17 protein-coding genes and 4 tRNA genes are annotated in these 17773 nt (G+C 56.8%); 9 read left to right on the forward strand and 12 right to left on the reverse strand.

Annotated features, from left to right (window positions below; genetic code table 11):
• Window positions 1–66 precede the first annotated feature (66 nt).
• Both trpB and NITSA_RS03110 read right to left on the reverse strand, forming a co-directional pair.
• A complete protein-coding gene (trpB, locus tag NITSA_RS03105) occupies window positions 67–1284 on the reverse strand; it encodes a tryptophan synthase subunit beta (RefSeq protein WP_013553575.1) in 1218 nt (405 codons plus the stop codon).
• Window positions 1281–2510, reverse strand: coding sequence for an endolytic transglycosylase MltG (locus NITSA_RS03110; protein WP_013553576.1), 1230 nt, complete (start codon window positions 2508–2510; stop codon window positions 1281–1283). The genes trpB and NITSA_RS03110 overlap by 4 nt, the downstream gene beginning before the upstream one ends.
• Window positions 2511–2707: 197 nt before the next feature.
• Here NITSA_RS03110 and NITSA_RS03115 point away from each other — a divergent pair, with 197 nt between their 5' ends.
• The 8 genes from NITSA_RS03115 (at window position 2708) to NITSA_RS03150 (ending at window position 10945) form a co-directional block, all read left to right on the forward strand.
• On the forward strand, window positions 2708–3205 hold the full coding sequence (locus NITSA_RS03115; RefSeq protein WP_013553577.1) for a 3-isopropylmalate dehydratase small subunit: 498 nt from the start codon (window positions 2708–2710) through the stop codon (window positions 3203–3205).
• Window positions 3205–4272, forward strand: coding sequence for a 3-isopropylmalate dehydrogenase (leuB, locus tag NITSA_RS03120; RefSeq protein ID WP_042204148.1), 1068 nt, complete (start codon window positions 3205–3207; stop codon window positions 4270–4272). Before NITSA_RS03115 ends, leuB begins: the two co-directional genes overlap by 1 nt.
• A gap of 208 nt (window positions 4273–4480) precedes the next feature.
• A complete protein-coding gene (locus NITSA_RS11060) occupies window positions 4481–4990 on the forward strand; it encodes an REP-associated tyrosine transposase (RefSeq protein WP_013553579.1) in 510 nt (169 codons plus the stop codon).
• A gap of 60 nt (window positions 4991–5050) precedes the next feature.
• A complete protein-coding gene (locus tag NITSA_RS03130; protein WP_013553580.1) occupies window positions 5051–6196 on the forward strand; it encodes a tRNA nucleotidyltransferase/poly(A) polymerase family protein in 1146 nt (381 codons plus the stop codon).
• A 1-nt stretch (window position 6197) separates the two neighbouring features.
• On the forward strand, window positions 6198–6965 hold the full coding sequence (locus NITSA_RS03135) for a patatin-like phospholipase family protein (RefSeq protein ID WP_013553581.1): 768 nt from the start codon (window positions 6198–6200) through the stop codon (window positions 6963–6965).
• A gap of 36 nt (window positions 6966–7001) precedes the next feature.
• A complete protein-coding gene (locus NITSA_RS03140) occupies window positions 7002–8321 on the forward strand; it encodes an NAD-binding protein (protein ID WP_013553582.1) in 1320 nt (439 codons plus the stop codon).
• Window positions 8311–9753, forward strand: coding sequence for a TrkH family potassium uptake protein (locus NITSA_RS03145; protein WP_013553583.1), 1443 nt, complete (start codon window positions 8311–8313; stop codon window positions 9751–9753). The genes NITSA_RS03140 and NITSA_RS03145 overlap by 11 nt, the downstream gene beginning before the upstream one ends.
• Before the next feature lie 31 nt (window positions 9754–9784).
• Window positions 9785–10945, forward strand: a complete 1161-nt coding sequence (locus NITSA_RS03150; RefSeq protein ID WP_013553584.1) for a M20 aminoacylase family protein — start codon at window positions 9785–9787, stop codon at window positions 10943–10945.
• Window positions 10946–11083: 138 nt separating this feature from the next.
• Here the strand turns inward: NITSA_RS03150 and NITSA_RS11065 are convergent, their stop codons facing one another.
• The 10 genes from NITSA_RS11065 to NITSA_RS10770 form a co-directional block, all read right to left on the reverse strand.
• Window positions 11084–12004, reverse strand: a complete 921-nt coding sequence (locus NITSA_RS11065; RefSeq protein WP_083799710.1) for an IS256 family transposase, variant Zn-binding type — start codon at window positions 12002–12004, stop codon at window positions 11084–11086.
• 94 nt (window positions 12005–12098) lie between these two features.
• Complete coding sequence (locus tag NITSA_RS03160; protein ID WP_013553585.1) at window positions 12099–12473, reverse strand: hypothetical protein; 375 nt, start codon at window positions 12471–12473, stop codon at window positions 12099–12101.
• Between the two features lie 85 nt (window positions 12474–12558).
• Entirely contained in the window at window positions 12559–13371 is an 813-nt protein-coding gene (locus tag NITSA_RS03165) for a metal ABC transporter permease (RefSeq protein ID WP_013553586.1), read from the reverse strand.
• Window positions 13368–14171, reverse strand: a complete 804-nt coding sequence (locus NITSA_RS03170) for a metal ABC transporter ATP-binding protein (protein ID WP_013553587.1) — start codon at window positions 14169–14171, stop codon at window positions 13368–13370. The genes NITSA_RS03165 and NITSA_RS03170 overlap by 4 nt, the downstream gene beginning before the upstream one ends.
• Window positions 14168–15034, reverse strand: a complete 867-nt coding sequence (locus NITSA_RS03175; RefSeq protein ID WP_013553588.1) for a metal ABC transporter solute-binding protein, Zn/Mn family — start codon at window positions 15032–15034, stop codon at window positions 14168–14170. Before NITSA_RS03175 ends, NITSA_RS03170 begins: the two co-directional genes overlap by 4 nt.
• A gap of 188 nt (window positions 15035–15222) precedes the next feature.
• Window positions 15223–15299: transfer RNA gene (locus tag NITSA_RS03180), tRNA-Asp, on the reverse strand.
• Window positions 15300–15307: 8 nt separating this feature from the next.
• A tRNA-Val gene (locus NITSA_RS03185) sits at window positions 15308–15383 on the reverse strand.
• 23 nt (window positions 15384–15406) lie between these two features.
• Window positions 15407–15482: transfer RNA gene (locus tag NITSA_RS11260), tRNA-Glu, on the reverse strand.
• Between the two features lie 38 nt (window positions 15483–15520).
• A tRNA-Lys gene (locus tag NITSA_RS03190) sits at window positions 15521–15596 on the reverse strand.
• A gap of 62 nt (window positions 15597–15658) precedes the next feature.
• On the reverse strand, window positions 15659–16810 hold the full coding sequence (locus NITSA_RS10770) for a nicotinamide-nucleotide amidohydrolase family protein (protein ID WP_013553589.1): 1152 nt from the start codon (window positions 16808–16810) through the stop codon (window positions 15659–15661).
• A 125-nt stretch (window positions 16811–16935) separates the two neighbouring features.
• On the opposite strand from NITSA_RS10770, the gene galU reads away from it, so the two are divergent.
• The gene (galU, locus tag NITSA_RS03200) at window positions 16936–17763 is read left to right on the forward strand and encodes a UTP--glucose-1-phosphate uridylyltransferase GalU (protein ID WP_013553590.1); all 828 of its coding nucleotides are present in this window, start codon (window positions 16936–16938) and stop codon (window positions 17761–17763) included.
• Window positions 17764–17773: the final 10 nt, after the last annotated feature.

The following is a 17773-nucleotide window of genomic DNA, read 5'->3' on the forward strand; positions in this document are numbered from 1 at the left end:
TTCCTCCACACTTGAGACTTGAGGGTCGAAGGCCCGTGCTTGCGACTTGCGAAGGAACTTTTGGAGTCAGAACTCCAAAAGTTCCTTCGCCTGGATCATATCCTTGTCCCCCCGTCCCGAGAGGTTGATGAGCACGAGCTTGCCCCGGAGTTCTTCGGGATTCATCTTTTTGAGGTAGGCAACAGCGTGGGAGCTCTCGAAGGCGGGGATGATCCCCTCTTTTTGGCTGAGCCAGACGAAGGCGTCGAGGGCTTCCTGGTCGGTGATGTTGTCGTAGGTGACGCGGCCGAGCTCTTTGAGCCAGGCGTGCTCGGGGCCGATGCCGGGGTAATCCAGCCCGGCGCTGATGGAGTGGGCTTCGAGGATCTGGCCGTCCTCGTCCTGGAGCAGGTAGCTCATCTGGCCGTGGAGCACGCCCGGAGCCCCCTTGGCGAGGCTGGCGCCGTGCTTGGAGTCGAGCCCCAGGCCGCCCGCTTCGATGCCGATGCACTCAGTTTGCTCCTCTTCGAGGAAATGGTTGAAGATCCCGATGGCGTTGGAACCCCCGCCGATGCAGGCAATCACCTTGTCAGGCAGGCGTCCTTCGGCTTCGAGGATCTGGCGTTTGGCTTCCCAGCCGATGATGCTCTGGATATCCCGAATCATCATCGGATAGGGGTGGGGGCCGGCGACGGTACCGATGACGTAGAAGGTATCCCGGGCGTGGGTGACCCAATGGCGGATGGCGTCGTTCATAGCGTCTTTGAGGGTCTTGGAGCCGCTCTGCACGGCGTGGACCTTGGCGCCCAGGAGCTTCATCCGGAAGACGTTGAGCTCCTGGCGGGCGACGTCCTTGGCTCCCATGAAAATTTCGCACTCCAGGCCAAACAGGGCGGCGACGGTGGCGGTGGCCACCCCGTGCTGGCCTGCGCCCGTCTCGGCGATGATCTTCTTTTTGCCCAGCCGCTTGGCCAGGATCGCCTGGGCGACGGTGTGGTTGATCTTGTGCGCGCCCGTGTGGTTGAGGTCTTCGCGCTTGAGGTAGATCCGCGCGCCGATCTCTTTTGAGAGGTTTTCGGCGAAGTAGAGGGCGCTGGGGCGGCCGACGTAGTTTTTGTAGTAGTAGTCCACCTCTTTCCAGAATTCGGGATCGAAGCGGACCGCTTCGTAATCTTTTTTGAGGGACTCCAGGACCGGCATCAGGGTTTCGGGGACATAGCGTCCGCCGAAGATTCCGAAGTGGCCCAGTTCATCCGGGTCAAAGGGGGAAGGGGTGGGGATATAAACATCGTGTGACTGGCTCATGGCGTTCCGTTTTTATCGAGATTTTTCGGGTTTGTTTGGAGGAGATTATAGCCAATTTGGGCCGAGGAGTTCGTTTCATTCCCTTCGCTCTTTTTCACCGGCGCCGGGGAGTGAAGGGCTTTGAGCCGGGAGATGATCCTGAGATGATCGGCGTAGCTGGCGCTGAAGAGGTGGCGTCCATTGGGGCCTTTGACGAAGTAGAGGTCCCCGCTTTTGGCCGGGGCCAGGGCCGCTTTGAGGGCGGCGGGGGTGACGCTGCCCAGCGGGGAAGGGGGCAGGCCGTGGTGACGGTAGGTGTTGAAGCGGCTCTTGTCGCGGCGGATCCGCTCGGGGGTGACCTTTTTGTGGGACCAGGGGCCGTAGTTGAGGGTGGCGTCGAGTTGGAGTTTCATATTGCGTTTGAGGCGGTTGTAGATCACGGCGGCGATCCTGGGCATCTCCTCGGGATGCCACGTTTCGCGCTGGATGATCGAAGCTATGATGAGGTAGCGCCGGAACTCTGCCGGATCGTAGCGGCCGAGATACTGCTCGCTCAGTTTCCGGAAGGTCTCTTCGCTCTTTTCAGTCAAATAAGCCATAGCCGGCCCCGGGCTCAGGCGGTAGGGGAGGCGATAGTATCCCGCCAGGATCCCGCCGTCGAGATAGGGGCTGAAACGAAAATACTCCTCATAAAGGGCTTTGGGGTCGAGGCGAGCCTGTCGGGAGAGTTGCCTAATGAAATCCTCCAGGCTGTCCCCGCTGTACATCACGACCCGGCGGGTCTTTTCCCGGGGAAAGTCGTTGATACGGCTGAAAAACTCCTGGAGGGAGACGGGATGTTGGAGGCGGATCCAGCCGGGGGTGACCCGGGAAGGGAGGAGAAAGAGTAGATCGGAGATCCAGAGGGGAAGCCCCTGTCGGCGCAGGGAGTCGTAGATCTTTGTGCGGTCGCCCTGGGGGATATGGATGAGAGGAGGAAGGGTCTCGGGTTGGTCGAATTCGCGGAGCCGGGCGGGGCTGACGGGGGGAAGCTCTTGCCGGCTCGCGCTGTGGCGCGGCGGCGCCTGGGGTGTAGAGGGGTTGCCCTGGTTTGGGCTTTCGGGTTTTGGACGTGATGGGGAAGGCTTCGTGGATGCGGCCGCAGGTGGGTGGATCGGATGGGTCGATCGGGTGTGGTAGAGATAGAAGCCCAGCAGTGCCAAAAAGATCAGTGCGACAATACCGATGAGCCACTTGAATCGTTTCACCCTGACATTTCACCCTTCACAAGACCTTGGATCCGATTTTGCCGATTATAACAGATTCCCCCTCCCGGGCCTGGAAAAATGGCATTCGGAGTCAAAAGCGGGCGTGGAAGCCCCGTCTCTTTTAGAGAGCCCCGGCCTCTTTTTGGCTATAATCGCGAAAATTTTCGGGGGAACTTTCTCCCAAAAAAGGATAGCAAGTGCGAGGAAAAGCCTGGAAATTCGGCGACAATATCGACACCGACCTGATCATCGCCGCCCGATACCTCAATACCAGCGAACCGTCGGAGCTGGCTAAACACGTGATGGAGGATGCCGATCCGGAATTTGTGAGCAAGATGGAGCCCGGGGATATCATCGTCGCCGGAGAGAACTTCGGCTGCGGGTCCAGCCGGGAGCACGCCCCCATCGCCCTCAAGGCCGCCGGGATCGCCGCGGTGATCGCCCCGACTTTCGCGCGGATCTTTTACCGCAACGCCTTCAATATGGGGCTGCCCATCTTCGAGCTGCCCGAAGCGGACGAGATCAACGAAGGGGACATCGTCCGGATTGATATGGAGAAGGGGGAAGTGATCGACGAGACCACCGGCAAGCACTACAAGTTCAACCCCATTCCCGAATTTATGCAGGAGCTGGTGGATGCCGGCGGATTGATCGAATACGCCAAAAGAGAGTTGGCAGCCAAGGAGAACGCATGATGCGCAGTTACAAAATCGGAGTGATCAAAGGAGACGGGATCGGCCCCGAGATCGTGGATGAGGCGATCAAGGTGCTCGACGCCGTCGCATCGGTAGAGCAGATCAATTTCGATTACGAAGAGTTTTTGCTCGGGGGTGCCGCCATCGACGAGACGGGTGTGCCCCTGCCCGAGGAGACGATCCAGGGGGTCAAGAAGGTCGACGCCGTGCTCTTCGGCGCCATCGGCGGCCCCAAGTGGGATACGCTGGAGCGCCATCTGCGCCCCGAGAGCGGCCTGCTGGGTCTTCGCAAAGCGATGGGGACCTTCGCCAACCTCCGCCCCGCTACAGTCTATGACGAGCTGATCAACGCCTCGACCCTCAAGCCCGAAGTGGTCAAAGGCGTAGATATTATGGTGGTCCGGGAGCTCACCGGCGGGATCTACTTCGGCCAGCCCAGAGAGTACGGCGAAGAGAAAGCCTACAACACGATGGTCTATACCCGCCCCGAGGTGGAGCGGATCGCCAAGGTGGCCTTCGAGATCGCAATGAAGCGGGACAAGCGGGTCTGCTCCGTGGACAAGGCCAATGTCCTGGAAGTGAGCCAATTCTGGCGGGACATCGTCGAAGAGGTGCACAGGGATTACCCCGAGGTGGAGCTGAGCCATATGTATGTGGACAACGCCGCCATGCAGTTGATCCGGGATCCCAAGCAGTTCGACGTGATCCTCACCGGCAACATCTTCGGCGACATCCTTTCCGATGCCGCCAGTATGCTCAGCGGCTCCATCGGCCTGCTGCCCAGTGCCAGCACCGGAGAAGGGGTGGGCCTCTTCGAGCCGATCCACGGCTCCGCCCCCGACATCGCCGGCCAGGGGATCGCCAACCCCATCGCCACCATCGCCAGCGCCAGTATGATGCTTCGCTACGCCCTGGGCGAAGAGAGTGCGGCCGACCGGATTGACACCGCCATCAAAAAGGCCCTGGCCGAAGGCTACCGCACCCAGGATATCGCCGCCTTCGACGCCAAAGAGGTGGTGAGCACTTCCGAGATGGGAAGCATCATTGCCGATTACGCGGCGAAATAATTGTAGGGTGCGCCCCGCGCACGCTGGATGAAAGACGCCGTACTGAATGAACGGTTCAATTACCCGGAATAAAAGATCACACGATCGCCCTCAGCCATTTCCGACGACTATTCGGCAGATGTCATTCGATTCGGTGCGCACGGCGCACCCTACGGGTCATTTCGCCATATTTTCTCTCCATGTCCATTGAGCCTGATATGCTTTTGAGATGGCAAATTATCGACGCGTTTTTCTGGATGGATACAGCTACTATTTGACAATTGTCACTTATCGGAGAAATCCAATTCTCATCGACAATCTTTCTCTGCTTCGCTGTGCATTTGCCTACAGCAAAGAATGCTTCGATTATCGCATCGACGCTATCGTCATCCTGCCCGACCATTTTCATATGATCATCACTTCAAAACGTGCAGATGAATATCCTGCTATCATTTCGACAATCAAACGGTACTTCAGCCAATATTGTGATCCGAAACATTACGTGCACATGGCACAGTCAGCCAGCCGATACAGGCGGCGGCTCAAACCGATCTGGCAAAAGCGTTTTTTCGAACATACCATCCGCAACGAAAAGGATTTTTTGAAAAAATCCGCTATATGTATCACAATCCGGTCAAACATGGCTACGTTGTCCATCCTGAACATTGGACTTATAGCTCATTTTCGAAACATCTGTAGGGTGCGCCCCACGCACGCTGGATGCTTTTTGTTGTTATAATGGTCGTATGAAAGTTTTATGCCTGAGCGAGCTACCAAATCCCCCAATGATCGATAACCAATGACCACTCTCCGAGCCCCCGATTTCCTCACTCCTTTCCCCCACAAACTTCAAAAACAGATCCACGAGGTAGAGCACTTTCTCTCTACGCATTACAGCGCCCGCTGCCGGATCGTGGGGGGTGCGGTGCGGGATCGGCTGCTGGGGCGGCCGGTGAAGGATGTGGATCTGGAAGTCTATGGACTGGAGCTGCCACGTTTCGAAGAGGCGATGGAGCGGCTGGGGGCCTCGGGAGTGGGGAAGAGCTTTTTTGTCTATAAATACGGAGACCTGGATATCGCGCTGCCAAGGCGGGAGCGCAAGGTGGCCGAGGGGCATCGGGGCTTTGCCGTGGAGCCGGCCTTCGATGAGCGGGAGGCGACCCGGCGGCGGGACTTTACCGTCAATGCGCTGATGTATGACCTGCAAGAGGGGAAGATCCTCGACTACTGGGGCGGTCTGGAGGATCTGGAGGCGAAACGGCTGCGCTGTGTCGATCCCGAAACTTTCGTGGAGGATTCTTTGCGGGTGTTGCGGGGGATGCAGTTCGCGGCGCGGCTGGGCTTTCGGATCGAGGAGGGAACGTGCCGACTCTGCCGGGGGGTTGATCTGGGCGATCTGCCGGGGGCGAGGATCTTCGGGGAGTTTGGGAAGATGTTTGGGGGAGTCTGGTTGCACTATGGCCTTTATGCTCTGGAATCGATGGAAATTTCTCAAAAGCTCTGGGGGCAGGGATTGGACCGGGCCGCCTTTTTCGCCGCCGCCCGGAAGATGGCCCGCTATCCGGCCCAGGCGCCGGAGGGAATCCGCCCCTACTGTTTTTTGGCGATCTACGCTCAGCATTCTGCTGTGCCGATCGGGAAGATTTTGGACGCCGTCGATGCGCCCAATCGCTACCGCCGGGCTCTGGAGAGGCTCCCCAAGCTGCCCCCGAAAGTTCCCCTCTCTTTCGTCGCCGACCTGGCCCGGAAAGAGGGGGTGAAACATTCACCCCTGGCCTGCTATCCACAGGTGCGGGAGGCAGCAAAGCGTTTGGGGGTTTGGGAGTCCGCCTTTGAAATCGGAGTGACGCCGCGGGAGCTGATGGCCCGGGGCTTCCGGGGCAAAGCCCTGGGAGAGGAGCTGGAGCGTCGGCGCCGGCAAAAGATCGAAGCTTTGGAGGATTGAGATGGAGCTATCGCTTTGTTTTAGCGGAGGAGCCTTGCGGGCGGCAGCTCAGATAGGGGTTTTGCGCTTTTTGGAAGAGCAGGGGGTGAGGGTCCGGGCGGTCTCGGGCAGCAGCGCCGGATCGGTGATGGCCCTCTTGAGCGCGGCGGGGTGGGAGAGTCGACAGATCGAAGCGTTTTTGCGTTCGATCCGCCGGCGGGATCTCTTCCGCCTGGGGGGTAAACCGGGGCTCTTTTCCCTCGACGGGGTCGAGGAGCGGCTGCGCGAAGCTCTGGGCACACTGGATTATGCAGAGCTGTCGATCCCCTGTTTCACCTGCGTGACCGGATTGGACCGGGCGCAGACCCGTTATCTGAGCACAGGGGACCCCATCGCCAATGTCGTCGCCTCTTCGGCGCTGATCCCGATCTTCGGGCCCCGGAAGATCGGGGAGGAGTGGTATATCGACGGGGGCTTCAGCGACAATCTGCCGGTAAAGCCGCTTCTGGATTTCGATGCCCCGGTGCTGGCGATCAATGTCAATCCCCTCGAAGGAGAGCCCCCTGGAAATTTCCGCTCACTGCTGATGCGCTCCCTGATGATTATGCTCAACTCCAATATCCGCCCCTCCCGGGAGTTGGCACACGCCTATCTGGAGGTGAAGGGAGTTGCCGGAATGGGGCTTTTTGACTTTGACCGGATCGACGAGGCGATCGACGCGGGCTACCGGGAGATCGAGAGTACCTGGGATGATCTGAAACAATCCCTGTTTACGTCCCGAGTGCTATAATAATTGAGCTCGTGAAATCCTTTTAGGAGTCCTTGAATGGATATCATTATCGCCGGAGCCGGCAAGGTCGGCTACAACCTGGCACGTACGCTCTCCCCTGTTCACAATGTTACGGTCATCGACCGGAATGCCGAAGCGTTGGCTCGGCTCCAGGAGAGTCTCGATATTCTTCCGGTCAACGGGGATATTGAAGACCCCAGAACCTATCGGAAACTGATCGACAAGGAGGCAGATCTCTTCATCGCCGTGACCGATATGGATGAAGCCAACCTTATCTCCACGCTGATCGCCGGGGATACCATTGAAGTCAAGCGCAAATTCATCCGCCTGCGCAACGAGTTTTTCGCCAAGAGCTCCATCCGGGAAAAGCTGGGGATCGACGAAGCGGTCTTCCCCCTGGAGTTGACCTCCAATACTGTAGAGCAGCTCTTCGCCTATCCTCGGGCCAACAATGTCAAGAGCTTCGCCTACACTCCTCTGAAACTCATCTCTCTTCGTGTCAGTGTGGAGGCGGAGTTGCTGACGCTGGAGCCGGAGGGCTTTGCCGTGGTGGGCGTGGAGCGGGAGAAGGAGTTTTTCATCCCCGAAGGGGGCAGTGCCGAAGTAAAAACCGGCGATCTGGTCTATCTTTTTGGGGATGAAGAGCGGATCAAAGCCCTCTGTCCCCGCCTGGAGGTGGAAGCTCCCGAGAGTATCGAGCGCTGTGTCGTCTTCGGCGGCGGGGATCTGGGGATCTCCATCGCCCGGAAACTGATCGAACACGGCAAAGAGGTCAAGCTCGTCGAAGAGGATCTCAAGCAGTGCCATATCGCCGATGAAGCTCTGGAGGGTGAAGTGATGACCCTGAGCTGCAAATACGGGACGGCGGAGCTCTTCGAAGAGGAGGGATTGGCCCATGCCGATATGCTGATCGCGGCGACGGGCAACGACGAATACAATATCATCAAATGCCTCGAAGCCAAAGAGCACGGGATTCAAAAGGTGGTGGCCGTCAACAACGAGATGGAGTACTACAACCTGATGCACAGCCTGGGCCTGGTGGTCGTGCGGGGGCCCAAGATGAGTGCCTATCATACGATCGTCGAGCGGATCCACTCCAGCCATGTGGTGACTGAGCGGAAATATTGCGGCGGACGGGGGGTCATCCTCCTACGCAAGGTTTTTCCGGGCTCCGTTTTGGAAGGAAAAAAGATCAAGCCCTACCGAAGCACGGGAGAGGCTTTGCTCTATCTGATCCGGGAAAAGGAGATGATCCGCTTTACCGAAGCGATGAAGCTGATGGCCGAAGATGTGCTGATCGCCTTCGCCCACGAAGAGGAGACGGAAAAACTGGAGCAGTGGTTCCATGGACTTTAAGAGTATCTTCAAAGTCCTGGCCCTCATCGGTATGGCGGTGGGAGCCTTTTTCGCCACGGAGATCCCGGTAGCGATCTACTACGAAGAGCCTGTGGATAAATTGATGCTCTTTTTGACGATCTTCTTTCTCATCAATGCGGGAATCTTTTTCATCCTGAAAAATCACAAGGTGGATTTGAAGATCCGTGAAAGCATCCTTTCGGTCAATCTACTCTGGATCCTTTTGGGGATTGGCGGGGGGATTCCCCTGTGGCTCTATACCTATGTCTCTCCTGCTTCAGCCTTTTTCGAAGCGGTCAGCGGTTTTACCACCACCGGGGCGACGGTCTACAGCGATATCGAGTCGCTGCCCCACTTCATTCTCTTTCATCGGAGTCTGATGCACTGGATGGGAGGAATGGGGATCATCGTCCTGGGCGTGGGACTGCTCTCTATGATCAACCCCTCCGGCAGCCTTAGCCTCTTCAAAGCCGAATCGACGGGGATTCAGATCGAAAAGCTCCGCCCCAAGATCAAGGATACGGCGCTGAGCCTCTGGGGGATCTATCTGGGGTTGACGATCCTCGATATGCTGCTGTTGAAATTTTTGGGGATGAACTGGTTCGATGCCCTCAACCACGCCTTCTCGACCCTCTCCACAGGAGGCTTTTCGACCAAAAACGATTCCCTGGGGGGCTTTCACAGCGATGCCATCATCTGGGTGACGACGGTCTTTATGCTCCTCGCCGGGATCAACTTCCTCGCCCATCTGCGCCTGCTCTACCGGGATTTCAGCGGATACAAGAGTGAAGAGGTGCGCTGGTATCTGATCGTCTTTTTTGTTCTTTCCATCTTTTTGACCCTCACCCACGAGATCGACGATTCGGCTCAGCTCTGGTTCTCGGCGACCCACTCCTTTTTCACAGTCGCTTCGGTGATGACGACGACCGGTTTCGCCTCCACCAACTACGGGGTCTGGGGCCATCCCGCCATCGCTTTGATCTTCCTGGCGATGCTCGTAGGCGGAAACGCCGGCTCCACCGCCGGAGGGGTCAAGGTGATCCGCTACGTGGTAATCATCAAGACCCTCTTCGCCGAGCTCAAGCGGATCCTCCATCCCAGGGCGCTCATCGCCGTCTATGTGGACGGCAACAAGCTCAAGGAGAATGTCATCGCTTCCACCTTCGGCTTTTTCATTCTCTACATCTTCACCAATGTACTGCTCTCCCTTTACCTCTACGGCCGGGGATTTGACGCGATGACCTCCATTTCGGGGGCGCTGGCGATCGTGGGCAATATCGGCCCCGGCTTCGCCCAGGTCGGCCCGGCGGATAACTTCGGATTCTTCAGTGATATCGACAAGATCATTCTCTCCATCGGGATGATCATCGGGCGTCTGGAGTGCTATACGGTCTATGTTTTACTGAGTCTCTCCTTTTGGAAAAAGTTTTAAAAAATATCGTGTCAGGTAAGAAGGAGATAGTGTGAAAAGATTGCCTTTGGATATCGATTATTACAAAGCGCTCCGCCACGAGCTTCACAGGATGCCGGAGCTGGGATACAAGGAACACCGGACCGCGGAGCGGATCTGCGGGGAACTGGAGGAGTATAATATCCCCTACGAAAAGGGGATCGGGGGGACCGGGATCGTCGCCTGGATCGACAAAGGAAAGCCCGGTAGCGCCATCGGTCTGCGGGCCGATATGGATGCTCTGCCGATCGAGGAGGAGACGGGACTCCCCTACGCTTCCAAGGAAAAGGGGGTGATGCACGCCTGCGGGCACGACGGTCACGTGACGATGCTGCTGGCGGCGGCCAAACTCCTCAAAGAGTCGGTGGACTTCGACGGGCGGGTCGTCCTGATCTTCCAGCCGGCGGAAGAGGGGGGCGCCGGAGCCAAGGCGATGATCGACGACGGGCTTTTCGAGCGCTTCCCGATGGATCGCATCTACGGCTTGCATACACGGCCCAGCGAACCCTTTGGTACCTTTCTCATCAAAGAGGGGCCGGTGATGACTTCGGTGGATACCTGGGAAGTGAAGATCCGGGGACGTTCGGGCCACAGCTCCCAGCCCCATCGCGCCGTCAATCCCATTCTCGTCGCCGCCCATCTGGTCCAGGGGATCAAAGAGATCTCTGCGACCTCCATCGACCCCGCCAAGGCCCACGTCGTCACCGTAGCGACGATCGAGAGCGGCGTCGCTTTCAATGTGATCCCCGATACCTGCCGGATCGGCGGATCGGTCCGGGCTTTCGATCCCGAAGTGCAGGAGACGGTGGAGCAGAGGATCCGGGAGCTCGCCAGCTCGATGGCGGCGGGGTTCGGTGCCGAGGCGGAAGTCGACTACGAATACCGCTACCCTCCGACCATCAACACCTACACCCGTTCAGCCTACCGCTCAGCCGCTTCCTGTGTCGGCCCCGAGCGGATCAAGAGTGATTTCCCCTCCAGTATGGGGTCGGAGGATTTCAGTTTCTACCTGCAAAAGGTCCCCGGAGCCTATGTCTGGCTCGGGAGCAAAAGCGATCCGGAAGCCGAAACGATCCCGCTCCACTCATCGCGCTACGATTTCAACGACGATCTGATCGAGATCGGGGTATGCTATTGGGTCGGGTTGGTTCGTGAAGAGTTGGGAAAGGAATGAGTAATTGAGTAACCGAGTAATGAGTAACCGAATAACGAGTTCCTGAGCCTCAACGCTCAGTGCTCAACTCTCACTACTTCTCTCCGGCTTTTCATCCTCTTCTTCGGAATTTTCGACTTAAAGCGGGTTTTCGGGTTGCTATTTCATTGCTTTTTCTAGGAAATCAGTGATGAGTTTCTTCTTCATAGAGTCTCCAATACCCCGATGGATTTTCAATAAAGCTTTCATAGGAGAGAAGAGTCCACCATCCAAAGTATTGGTTGTATTGGCTATGCCAAGATGAGGATGGGTTTTATACGTGAAGAGATAAGGAAGATTGCGTTCAAGACTTCGATAGGCCGAGCGGAGTCGATCATGGGTGTAATGCCATCCACGTGGAGAATCGTCAGGGGTTTTCTCTTCATAGAAATCTTTGTGCCGTTGGAGCCAGGCTTCCAGCATATAGCGGAAACGGCAGGGGGTTGTCTGTCCAAGATAGGAAGCGATACGCTTGAGATCCCTAGAGGCTTGATAGGTAGGTCTGCGCGTCAGATAACGAGTGAGAATGGCTTGTTGATGGAAATGGCACATTTGAACCGGAAGGTCGGCAAAGAGCCCAAACAATCCCCGTCGGCCATCGACGGTGACGGCCTGGATGATAAAGCCCTGATCCAGAAGGCTTTGCCGAAGCATCGCATATTCATTGAGCGTCTCAGTCTGAATGAAACGATACGCTACCAGTTGGCCACTCAGGATATCTTTAGCTACAAGAACACCAAAGCCCTCTCCCCGTTTTCCGAAGAATGTCGCATCGATAACCAAAGTGACCGGTCTGGGATGTGGTGAAGTCTTTGGCGGTTCATAGCTATGAATCTGACGTTGAATCCACTCCCGATCCTTATGATAGGTCCGGGATAAGGCTTTGAGGGTTTGGTGCTCATAGAAGTAGGCAGTAAAGAGTCGTTTTCTGAGGCGGGAGGGACGTCTACGAGAAGAGAAGCTCTGCCGGCAACTTTGGCAAAAATAGCGCTGAATTCCTGCTCTTTTACCATTCTTTTTCGTCGCTTTTGAACCACAGATAGGGCACTTTTTTACAAGCCATCTGTAAAAAAGTCCTTTTTAGGCACCATATTACCGAAGGTTTAAAGGATTTTTAGCAACCCGAAAAACCGCTTTAGCTCGAATTTTCGCTTTCTCTCTGTTCCCGCATCGCCTCCATCAGGCCGCCGTCATCTTCGAGATCGCCCTCCTGTACCAGCTCTTTCTCCATCCAATCCTGCATCATCCCCAGTTGCATCCCTACCAGGTCGATATCGTAGCGGCGGGCGTTGGGGGAGGGGAGCCACTGGGCCACGAAATTGTCCCGGCCTGATTTGTTGACGCTTTCGATGAGAAATTCGGCATACTCCCGGACACTCTGGGCTTCGAAGGTCTCGTTGGTTTCGTCGTTGTGGACTTTGATGATGAACCCTTCGGGTTCCAGAGAGACGATCTCCGCGGTGACGGTCAGGAGGCTGCCGCCCTCTACCGGTTCATTGTCGTAAGCCATTGTTTCTCCTTGATCTTTTTTGCTTGATATGAATATGGCGAAAGTGTAGCACAGCCCGGAGGCGGGGGAGTTGATCTGCCTCAGCTCAGGCGGCTTTCGGGCCGAAACGCCGGTAGAGGGCATCGGCGATCAACCCGGTGGCTCCGACGAGGATGATGCAGGCCCCGGAGGTGAGATCATAGCGGTAGCTGAGCCAGAGGCCCGCCAGGGTGAAGAGAGCAGCGAGCAGGGCCGAGCGGATCATCATGCCGTAGAGAGTGGAGGAGTGGTGCTGGGCGATATGGGTGGGGATGGTCATCAGTGCGATCACCAGGATCAATCCCACGACCTTTATGGCCGCAACTACGGTGAGAGCCGAGAGGATCAGCAGCAGGGTATAGAAGCGGGAGCTTGGGATGCCCCGAAGCTCGGCGTATTCACTATCGTAGCTGATTGCCAGTAGCTCCCGATACCAGCGATGGACGAAAAAGAGTACTCCCAGCAGCAAAAGGCCCATAAACCAGAGGTCCCGATGCTCCACCGCCAGGATCGAGCCGAAGAGATAGCTCATGAGGTCTACGTTATAGCCGGGCGTCAGGTCGACGAAGATCACCCCGAGGGCCATCCCCACAGCCCAGATCATTCCGATATAGGTATCGCTGAGATGGCGCCGGCGGAAGGTGAGCCAGGCGAGCAGCAGTGCCGTGGCGATTGTGAAGAGGGAAGCCCCCAGAAAGATGGGCAGGGAAAAATAGATCGCCAGGCCGATCCCCCCATAGGAGCTGTGGGCGATGCCGCCGGTGAGGAAAACGAGGCGGTTGACGACGATCAGCGAACCGATGATCCCCGCGGCCAGGCTCACCAGGATCCCGGCGAGTAGGGCATTTTGCATAAAGGTGTAATGGAAGATTTCAGTCATGAATCCTTCTCCTTTCCCCCGTGCTGTTCACAGTCGCAGCTCTTCTGCGAAAGCATCTGCATCAGCTCCACTTCGCAGAAGTGATCTCCTTCGGGTGGTTTGAGATGGATGGGGGCGTTGCGCAGATCGTGGGTGTAGGCGGTGCGGTTGAGGTAGACCACCTTGTCGGCATAATCGGTGATCACCGAAAGATCGTGGCTGACGACAAGAATGCTGAGGTCTTTGCTCAGCTCTTTGAGCAGGGAGAAGATCTGCTGCTGCCCTTCGACATCGATGCTGGAGGTGGGTTCGTCGAGGATGAGCAGTCGGGGGTGGGCGCAGAGGGCCCGGGCGATCATAACCCGCTGGCGCTGCCCCCCGGAGAGGTCGCCGATACGGCGATGCATATAGGCTTCCATGCCCACCTTTTCCAGGGTGGAGTAGGCGCAACGCTTCTCGATATCGTTGTAGCGGACGGGGAAGAGCCGCTCCCACCAGCCTGCCGCTTCCCGATGTTGTTTGGGATTGCCCATCATCACCACGTCGAGGACCCGGATGGGGAACTCCAGATTGACGTTGGTGTTCTGGGGGACGTAGCCGATCTCTTCCCGTGCCTCTTTGGGGGATTTCCCCAGGACGGTGATCTGTCCGCTTTGGGGTTCGAACTGTCCCATGATGAGCTTGAGCAGGGTGGATTTTCCTCCGCCATTGGGTCCGATGATGGCGACGAACTCCCGCTCTCCCACTTCCAGGCTCACCTCCTTCAGGACCGGTTCCCGGTCGTAGGCGAAACTGACCTTTTCGACTTTGAGGATCTTCATGGTGCTTTCGGTCCTGCGATCGCTTCGGCGAGCTTCAGCAGTGTGGCTTCCCAATCTTCGGAGAGGGGGGAGATTTTGATGACAGGGATTCCCAACTCTTTGGCGAGAACCAAAGCGCTTTTGTCGGAAAATTCGGGTTGGACGAAGATGGCGCGGACCTTTGCCCTTTTGGCTTCGTCGATCAGTCTCATCAGCTGTCGGGGCTTGGGCGCTTTGCCTTCGATCTGCACGGGGAGTTGGCGTAGACCGTAATCCCGGGCGAAATATCCCCAGGAGGGGTGCACGACCATAAAGGCGGTTCTCTTGGGAAGATGAGAGAGTTTGGCGGCGATACGGCGATCCAGGGCTTTGAGACGCTCTTCGAAAGCCTGGAGATTTTTGCGATATTCGCTTGCGTGCCCGGGGTCTTCGCTCTCCAGGGCCTTTTCGATCATCGGAGCCATCTTTTCCACATTTCTCACCGAGAGCCAGATGTGGGGATCGAGACCCTCGTTCTCGTGCCGGTGTGCTGTAGGTTCATATTTTCCGTGATGGTGCCCGCTTTGCATTGGGATCTTTTGGACCGCTTTGGAGAGGTCGATGACCCTGAGATTCGGATTTTGGGAGAGAAAACGGGGCAGCCAGGCTTTTTCGAACTCTACACCGATGGCGAAATAGAGATCGGCATCGCTGATGGAGCGCATTTGGGAGGGTTTGGGTTCGTAACTGTGGGGAGAACTGCCCGGGGGGACCATGACGGTGATGTCGGCATAAGGCCCGGCGATCTGTCTGACGAAATATTTCTCAGGAACGATGCTGACGACGATATCGAGTTTTGCATGCAGGAATAAAACAGTGAAGAGAAAAAGAGACAACAATCGCATAGGGAATTCCTCGGCTTTTATAATAGTCGGATTATATCCAATCAGGAGAATTGATGTCCGGGAAGAGAAACGAAAAAGATGAGAAAAGGCGGGGCCTAGGTAGAGGCCCCTAAACTATTTTATAGTTTGACATAAAGGAGGAGGAATCACTATAAAATAAATCAATCAAAAGGAGAAAAAATGAATCGTGGCGCGGCGGACGAGACTCGAACTCGCGACCCCCTGCGTGACAGGCAGGTATTCTAACCGACTGAACTACCGCCGCATCCTGGATGGTGGTCGCTAGTGGACTCGAACCACTGGCATCCACCTTGTAAGGGTGGCGCTCTACCAACTGAGCTAAGCGACCGGGCAGGCAACTCCCGAATCTTTTGGCGACCCTTAGAGGATTTGAACCTCTGTGTCTACGTGGAAAACGTAGCATCCTTGGCCACTAGATGAAAGGGTCATCTAGTCCAAACAGTCATCAAAAAAGTTGTTACCTGGTGGTGACCCGTCTTGGATTCGAACCAAGGGCCCACTCCTTAAAAGGGAGTTGCTCTACCAACTGAGCTAACGGGTCGTAAACAAAAAGCCGTTAGTGGCTTTAAGTGGGCAGAATTATAGCCCACAATTTTTCCCCTGTCAAGAGTTTTCGGAAAAAAATTTGAAAATTTTTTCTTTTTCGTTTCGCACGATAAATGAGAGGGCGTAGAGGACGCTTTGATCCTGGATGGCGTTGCGGTCTCCGTGGAGCTGCAGGCGGGCGGTATGGGGCCCCCGGGCATCTCGAAGGCAGAGGTAGACGGTGCCGACCGGTTTGCCCGGGACGGCTCCCGTGGGGCCGGCAATCCCGCTGATGGCGACGGCGAGATCGGCGGGGACTCGCTCTCTGGCTCCGGCCGCCATCTCCAGCACGCACTCCCGGCTCACGGCGCCGTAGTCTCTCAGGGTCTCCTCTCGGACGCCCAGCCATCCGCTCTTGATCCGGTTGGCATAGGTGACGTAGCTTCCTTCCAGGATGTCGGAAGCGCCGGGTTCGGAGGTAAAGGTCGCAGCCAGGCGTCCGCCGGTGCAGCTCTCGGCGAAGGTGATCTTGCGGCCGGTCGCCGAAAAGTATTGAATGAGGGATTCGACGAGGGAGGGCCCCGGGATCATCTGCTCTTGCCAGGGGGCCAGGGAAGCTTCGAGATCATCGAGGGACTCTTCCCCCCGGAGTTCCAGGCGATACCATCCCGGCAGGATCGGGACGATGCCGAGATTTTCGACTTCACGCAAGGCCAATTCCCTCAAAGCCTGGGGAAGTCGCTCGGATTCACGCAGCGGGTCGACAATCCCCAGGTCTTCGGGAAGCGGGTCGGTCTCGGTGAAGAAGTGATAGATGCGATGGGCGACGGGCTCCAGGAGGATGGGCGGCAGAGTTTGCCAGGGGAGGAGCCGCAGGACGTTGACGGCGCGTCCCTGGAGGCGGTAGCGATAGCTGTCGGGCTCTACCGCTTCGGCGGAGGCGGGGAGGAGCATCCCCTCCCGGGTCTCGAGGGCCTCATTGCCCAGGGTGCAGAGTATCCGGCCCGCCAGGGCGAAGCTCTCCTCCGTGGCGGCGATCAACAGATCCCCCCTGGGTTCCTCCAGGATCTTTTGGAGCAGGAGAGGCAGATCGGGATCCAAGGGTTTTATCCTGAGCTCCCGGACAGGCTTCAGTCCTTTTTGTGCCAGAGCTCTGTGCAGATAGGCAGGCAGGGTCGGGTGGGCGGAGAGGGATTCTCCAAGATAGAGCAGGGTCAATCCACGGGGCATCATTTCTCCTTTGGAGTATCGGTTTGCTATACATTGTGGAGTAATTGGGCCATTCTGTCAAGAGGAGGCCGGAGATGAACTCGATATAATCCCCACAATAAACGCTCAAAATACAAGGTAATGTGATGATCCGAAAATGCCTCTTCCCGGCGGCGGGCTACGGGACCCGCTTTCTGCCGGCGACCAAAGCGACCCCCAAAGAGATGCTTCCCATCCTGACCAAGCCTCTGATCCAGTATGGAGTCGAAGAGGCCCTGGCGGCGGGGATTCACACGATGGCTATCGTCACCGGCCGGGGCAAGCGCGCCATCGAAGACCATTTCGATATCTCCTACGAGCTGGAGCATCAGATCAAAGGGACGAGCAAAGAGCCCCTTCTTCGTGAAATTCGTGACGTGATCGAGCATTGTACCTTCTCCTATACCCGACAAAAAGAGATGAAAGGGTTGGGACACGCCATTCTCACCGGAGAGACCCTGATTGGTCAGGAACCCTTTGCCGTGATCCTGGCCGATGACCTTTGTGATCACGAGGAAGGGGATCCGGTCCTCAAGCAGATGGTGGAGCTTTTCAACCGTTTTCGATGCTCCATCGTCGCCATCGAAGAGGTTCCTGCCGATCAGACCCACAAATACGGCATTATCGCCGGCGAAGAGATCGAAGAGGGGATCTATCGTGTGCAGAATATGGTGGAGAAGCCCGACCCCAAAAAGGCCCCAAGCAACCTGGCCATTATCGGCCGCTACATCCTTACTCCCGACATTTTTGACAAAATACGCCGAACGAAGCCCGGCAAAGGAGGGGAGATCCAAATCACCGATGCTTTGCTCAAGCAAGCGGGTGAGGGAAGGGTGATCGCCTACCGTTTCAAAGGCAGACGTTTCGATTGCGGATCGGTGGACGGATTCGTGGAAGCGACGAACCACTTTTATGAGAAGTACCGGGCTAAGTAGGAAAGTATAA

Source organism: Nitratifractor salsuginis DSM 16511 (assembly GCF_000186245.1).
GTDB classification, from domain to species: domain Bacteria; phylum Campylobacterota; class Campylobacteria; order Campylobacterales; family Sulfurovaceae; genus Nitratifractor; species Nitratifractor salsuginis.